General features: G+C 72.5%; 6 protein-coding genes. 5 read left to right on the top strand and 1 reads right to left on the bottom strand.

Annotated features, from left to right (window positions below; all coding sequences use genetic code 11):
* Positions 1–49: 49 nt before the first annotated feature.
* Positions 50–2,566 carry an alpha/beta fold hydrolase gene (locus tag H5J33_RS21890; protein WP_181796622.1) on the top strand — a complete coding sequence of 839 codons (2,517 nt, stop codon included), beginning with the start codon at positions 50–52 and terminating at the stop codon, positions 2,564–2,566.
* Positions 2,563–3,417: an ABC transporter permease gene (locus H5J33_RS21885; protein ID WP_181796621.1), complete on the top strand. Its 855-nt coding sequence runs from the start codon at positions 2,563–2,565 to the stop codon at positions 3,415–3,417. Before H5J33_RS21890 ends, H5J33_RS21885 begins: the two co-directional genes overlap by 4 nt.
* 82 nt (positions 3,418–3,499) lie before the next feature.
* Here H5J33_RS21885 and H5J33_RS21880 read toward each other — a convergent pair whose 3' ends face one another.
* Positions 3,500–3,898 carry a rodlin gene (locus H5J33_RS21880; protein WP_181796620.1) on the bottom strand — a complete coding sequence of 133 codons (399 nt, stop codon included), beginning with the start codon at positions 3,896–3,898 and terminating at the stop codon, positions 3,500–3,502.
* A gap of 246 nt (positions 3,899–4,144) precedes the next feature.
* On the opposite strand from H5J33_RS21880, the gene H5J33_RS21875 reads away from it, so the two are divergent.
* The 3 genes from H5J33_RS21875 to H5J33_RS38380 form a co-directional block, all read left to right on the top strand.
* Complete coding sequence (locus H5J33_RS21875; RefSeq protein ID WP_181796619.1) at positions 4,145–4,537, top strand: rodlin; 393 nt, start codon at positions 4,145–4,147, stop codon at positions 4,535–4,537.
* Positions 4,538–4,778: 241 nt separating this feature from the next.
* The gene (locus H5J33_RS21870; RefSeq protein ID WP_181796618.1) at positions 4,779–5,006 is read left to right on the top strand and encodes a chaplin; all 228 of its coding nucleotides are present in this window, start codon (positions 4,779–4,781) and stop codon (positions 5,004–5,006) included.
* A 114-nt stretch (positions 5,007–5,120) separates the two neighbouring features.
* The coding region (locus H5J33_RS38380) for a chaplin (RefSeq protein ID WP_181796617.1) at positions 5,121–5,542 on the top strand (422 nt) is incomplete at its 3' end.

The following is a 5,542-nucleotide window of genomic DNA, read 5'->3' as shown; positions in this document are numbered from 1 at the left end:
AGGCACGCGTGCGTGCTTCGATCCGGGCGCTCTCCATGTCGCCGCCGCCGTGCGCCGCAGCGACCAAGTCCTCGCGGTCGACGGGGTGCGCCTGGACACCTCGTACGTCACCCCGGCCGGCACCGGCCGCCACCCCGCCGTGCTCCTCGCGCACGGCTTCGGCGGCAGCAAGGACGACATGCGCCGGCAGGCCGAGGACCTGGCCCGCTCCGGATACGCGGTCCTGACCTGGTCCGCGCGCGGCTTCGGCCGCTCCACCGGCAAGATCGGACTGAACGACCCCGGCGCGGAGGTCGCCGACGTCTCCCGGCTCCTCGACTGGCTGGCGAAACGGCCCGAGGTACGGCTCGACCGGCCCGGCGACCCCCGCGTGGGCGTGGCCGGCGGCTCCTACGGCGGCGCGATCGCCCTGCTCGCCGCCGGACACGACCGCCGGATCGACGCCATCGCCCCGGCCATCACCTACTGGAACCTCGCCGACGCCCTGCTCCCGCACGGCGTGTTCAAGAAGCTGTGGGCCGGCGTGTTCGTCAACACCGGCGGCGGCTGCGCCAGGTTCCAGCCCGAGCTGTGCCGGATGTACGAGCGGGTCGCCGCCTCCGGCACCCCCGACCCGGCCGCCCGCGCCCTGCTGACGCGGCGCTCGCCGTCCGCCGTCGGCGACCGCGTCAAGGTGCCCACCCTGCTGGTACAGGGGCAGACGGACTCCCTCTTCCCCCTCGACCAGGCCGACGCCGCCGCCCGGACCATCCGCGCGAACGGCGTCCCCGTCGCCGTCGACTGGATCGCCGGCGGACACGACGGCGGCGACATGGAGAGCGCCCGGATCGAAGCACGCACGCGTGCCTGGTTCGACCGGTACCTGAAGGGCGACAAGAACGCCGACACGGGCCCGGCCTTCCGGATCACCCGCACCGGAGGCGTCGACTCCACCGACGGCACGGCCCGGCTGCGCGGCGCGAGCGCCGACGGCTACCCCGGCCTGCGCGACCACCCGCGCGCCCTCGCCCTCACCGGCCCCGCCCAGCGCGTCGCCAACCCGGCCGGCGCCACCCCGCCCGGCGTCTCCGCCCTGCCCGGCATCGGCGGCTTCGGCGGCCTGTCCCGGCTGTCCGCGCTCGGCACCGGCCTCTCGGTGGACTTCCCCGGCCAGTACGCGCGCTTCGACTCGGCACCGCTCACCCGCGACCTGCGGATCACCGGCACCCCCACGGCCACCGTGCACATCACCTCCACCAGCGACGACGCCGTCCTGTTCGGCAAGGTCTACGACGTCGGCCCCGACGGCGGCCGCCCGGTGCTCCCCGCCCAGCTGGTCACCCCGTTCCGGGTCACCGGCGCGAAGGCCGGCAAGGACGTCACCGTCACCCTCCCGGCGATCGACCACCAGGTCCGCAAGGGCCACCGGCTCCGCCTGGTCCTCGCCTCCACCGACCTCGGCTACGCCTCACCGGCCGCCCCGGCCACCTACACCGTCTCCCTGAAGTCGGGCCTGAGCGTGCCGACGGCGCCCGAGGTCACCACCGCCGCCGCGCCCCTGCCCGCCTGGGTGTGGTGGCTGCCCGCCGCCGGCGCCGCGGCCGCCCTCGCCCTGCTGCTCACCGCCCGCCGCCGCACGGCCGCCCCCGATCCCGACCCGGACCTTGCCGAGGTCCCCCTCGTCATCGAGGGCCTGAGCAAGCGCTACGCGAAGTCCACGGATCGGTATGCCGTCCGGGACCTGTCCTTCCGGGTGGACAAGGGCCAGGTCCTCGGACTGCTCGGGCCCAACGGCGCGGGCAAGACCACCACCCTGCGCATGCTCATGGGCCTCATCCGCCCCGACGCCGGCGAGATCCGGGTCTTCGGCCACGCCGTCCGGCCCGGCGCGTCGGTGCTCTCCCGGGTAGGCGCCTTCGTGGAGGGCGCCGGTTTCCTGCCCCACCTGTCCGGCCGGGACAACCTGGAGCTGTACTGGCGGGCCACCGGCCGCCCGCCCGAGGACGCCCACCTGGACGAGGCCCTGGAGATCGCCGGGCTCGGCGACGCCCTGACCCGCGCGGTGCGCACCTACTCCCAGGGCATGCGCCAGCGCCTGGCCATCGCCCAGGCCATGCTCGGCCTGCCCGACCTGCTCATCCTGGACGAGCCCACCAACGGCCTGGACCCGCCCCAGATCCGCGAGATGCGCGAGGTGATGATCCGCTACGCGGCCGGCGGCCGCACCGTGATCGTCTCCAGCCACCTGCTCGCCGAGGTCGAGCAGACCTGCACCCACCTGGTCGTGATGGACCGCGGCCGGCTGGTGCGGGCCGGAGAGGTCCGGGACATCGTCGGCTCCGGCGACACCCTGCTGGTCGGCACCGCCCGGCCCGTGGAGGAGCCGGTGGCGGAGAAGGTGGCCGCGCTGCCCGGCGTCGCCTCCGCCACGCGCACCGACGACGGGCTGCTGGTCCGGCTCGCCCCCGGCGGCACCGCCGAACGGCTGGTCGCCGAACTGGTGCGGCTGGAGCTGCCGGTCACCTCCATCGGCCCGCGCCGCCGCCTGGAGGACGCCTTCCTCACCCTGATCGGAGGTACCGCATGAGCACCCTCACCGAGGTCGCCTCCGGCTATCAGGCGGGGCGCACCCTGCCGCTGCGGGTCGAGCTGGTCCGCCAGCTGGGGCGGCGCCGCACCCTGGTCATGGGCGCGGTCCTGGCCGCACTGCCGTTCGTGCTGCTGATCGCCTTCGCGGTCGGCGGCGACCCGGGCGGCCGCGGCAACCGGGTCACCCTGATGGACACGGCCACCGCCTCCGGCGCCAACTTCGCCGCCGTCAGCCTCTTCGTGTCGGCCGGCTTCCTGCTGGTCATCCCGGTCGCCCTGTTCTGCGGGGACACGGTCGCCTCCGAGGCGAGCTGGTCCTCGCTGCGCTATCTGCTCGCCGCGCCCGTGCCCCGCGCCAGGCTGCTGTGGTCCAAGCTCGTCGTGGCGCTCGGGCTGTCCCTCGCCGCGATGGTGCTGCTGCCGACCGTGGCGCTCGCCGCCGGCACGGCCGCCTACGGCTGGGGCCCGCTCCGGATACCCACCGGCGGCGCGCTGGACACCGGTACGGCGGCCCAGCGGCTCCTGGTGGCCGTGGCGTACCTCTTCGTGTCCCAGCTGGTCACCGCCGGGCTGGCGTTCTGGCTGTCCACGATGACGGACGCCCCGCTGGGCGCGGTCGGCGGCGCGGTCGGCCTGACCATCGCCGGCAACGTCCTGGACGCCGTCACCGCCCTCGGCCACTGGCGCGACTTCCTGCCCGCGCACTGGCAGTTCGCCTGGGTGGACGCCGTCCAGCCGGTCCCCGAGTGGTCCGGCATGATCCAGGGCGCCGCGCTCTCCGTGACGTACGCCCTGGTGCTGTTCGCGCTGGCCTTCCGGAACTTCTCCCGCAAGGACGTCGTCTCCTAGCGCACACTCCGGACACGCCCCGGACACACAGGAGCGGGCCACCGGGAACCGCCGGTGGCCCGCTCCTGGCCGCAGCGTGCGATCAGCTGCCGGACTCGCCGTTCAGGGACAGGATCGACACGTCCTCCAGCAGGTGCGCCAGCGCGCCGTCGCGCTTGATGTTCGAGGAGTTCTCGGTGCACTGCTGCGTCATGTCGTCCGAGAGGATCGGCAGGTCGTTGATCGGCACGATGTTCAGAACGGGGACGCTGATGTCGCTCAGACCGATGCACGGCTTGTTGAAGGAGCCCTGGATCAGGGCGATCTGCGGGCTCATGTTCCCGTACGTGGCCGAGTTGCCGTAGCTCTGCCAGGCGGCGTTGCCGTTGGCGGCGGTCGGGCCGTCGTCGTTGCCGATCGCCAGCGCCTGCGGTGCCACGGCGGCCGAGGCGCCCACGGCCGAGGCGGCGACGGCCGCGGTGGCAACAATCTTCTTGATCACTGGCCAGTCCTTTCTGAGAAAACCCCGTCCACCGGAGCGCATTGGTCAACTCCCTTTGCCCCGCATGGTTTCTGCCGTTCACTCCGTCGGCCGATATCCCGGGCTGCTGGTGCGCTTTTCCGATTGGCGGCTGCCGTCACCTCCCGAACGGTGGAGAGCCAACCGAGTGAATAGGCGGAACCATTCCCGTCGCGGCGGGTTGATGAGGCCGTAGGGCATGCGTCGCTACGAGGAAAGGAACGCGAAGTGCTCAAGAAGGCAATGGTCGCCGCCGCGACCGCCGCTTCGGTCGTGGGAATGGCGGTGGCGGCCGCGCCGCAGGCGCTTGCCATCGGCAACGACGACGGCCCGACCGTCGCGAATGGCAACGGTGCCCGGGCGGACTGGGGCAACTCGTCCACCGAGGGCGCCATGAGCCCGCAGCTGTCGCTGGTCCAGGGCTCGCTGAACAAGCCGTGCCTCGCCCTGGAGGACATCCAGATCCCGATCCTCAACATCGTTCCGATCAACGATGTCCCGATCCTGTCGGACGATCTGGACCAGCAGTGCAGCGACCAGTCGTCGAACATCAAGCGCGACGGCGCGCTCTCGCACATCCTGGAGGACCTGTCGGTCCTCTCGGCCAACGGCGAAGGCTGAGCCGGACCGGCAGGGCCCGGGTTGTCCGCGGCGTCGTCTGCGGGCCACCCGGGCCTTTTTCCACCTATCTCAGGTGAGGGAAAAACGCACGAGGAAGCGGTGCGATCGAGTGATTATCGCGCCCTTCGTGTTCCGCGGCCTCCTATTGCGTCAATCCCTCGTTCCGTGCCGCGACCGTTCACGTCGGGCTCGCACGGTTCTGGCCGTCATTCGGGGCATGACCCCAGAGAAGGGAACATTCATGAAGAAGACCGTCGTCGCCGTCACGGGTGCAGTGCTGGCCCTGGGCATGGCCGGGCCCGCTTTCGCGGACGCCGATGCCTCCGGTACCGCCGTGGGCAGCCCGGGCGTCATCTCCGGCAACGTCATCCAGGTCCCGGTGCACGTGCCGATCAACCTCTGCGGCAACACCATCGACATCATCGCGCTGCTGAACCCGGCGTTCGGCAACGTCTGCGTCAACCACTGACGCTCGCCCGCGCGATTCACCAGCTTCCCCGGCTGTGCACTGGCCGGCCCCGGACCGACGACTCGCCGTTCCGGGGCCGGCCTTCCCACTTCTCCGAGCAGGAAGACCACGAGATTGCGACAGACACTCAGCAAGGGCATGGCCGTGGCCGCCGCCGCGACCGGCGTGCTGTCCTGGTACGGCGGAACAGCGCTCGCCGACACCCACGCGCACGGCACCACGCAGGGCTCTCCCGGGGTGCTGTCCGGGAACAACGTCCAGGTCCCGGTGAACGTCCCGGTCAACGTCTGCGGCAACTCCGTCGACGTGGCCGCCGCGTTGAACCCGGCGTTCGGCAACTCCTGCGCCAACGTGGGCCACCACCCGCGGCCGCAGGAGAGTACCCGGCACCCCGACGGGTACGGCGACTCCGACGACTCCGGCCACGGCACCCGCCCGAGCCCCGGCGACACCCACACCACCCCGCCGGCTTCGCCTCCCCACGGCGGCGGGGAGACGACCTCGCCTCCGTACGGCGGTGAGGAGACCACTCAGCC

Source organism: Streptomyces sp. WELS2 (genome assembly GCF_013870595.1).
Classification (GTDB): Bacteria; Actinomycetota; Actinomycetes; order Streptomycetales; family Streptomycetaceae; genus Streptomyces.
Note: the sequence above shows the minus strand (reverse complement) of the source record. Positions and strands in the feature narration are given on the sequence as shown.

Bases quoted from the DNA above. Each gene is read 5' to 3' on its own strand.
- H5J33_RS21885 (WP_181796621.1), top strand. From the start codon at position 2,563: ATGAGCACCCTCACCGAGGTCGCCTCCGGCTATCAGGCGGGGCGCACC.
- H5J33_RS21870 (WP_181796618.1), top strand. From the start codon at position 4,779: ATGAAGAAGACCGTCGTCGCCGTCACGGGTGCAGTGCTGGCCCTGGGC.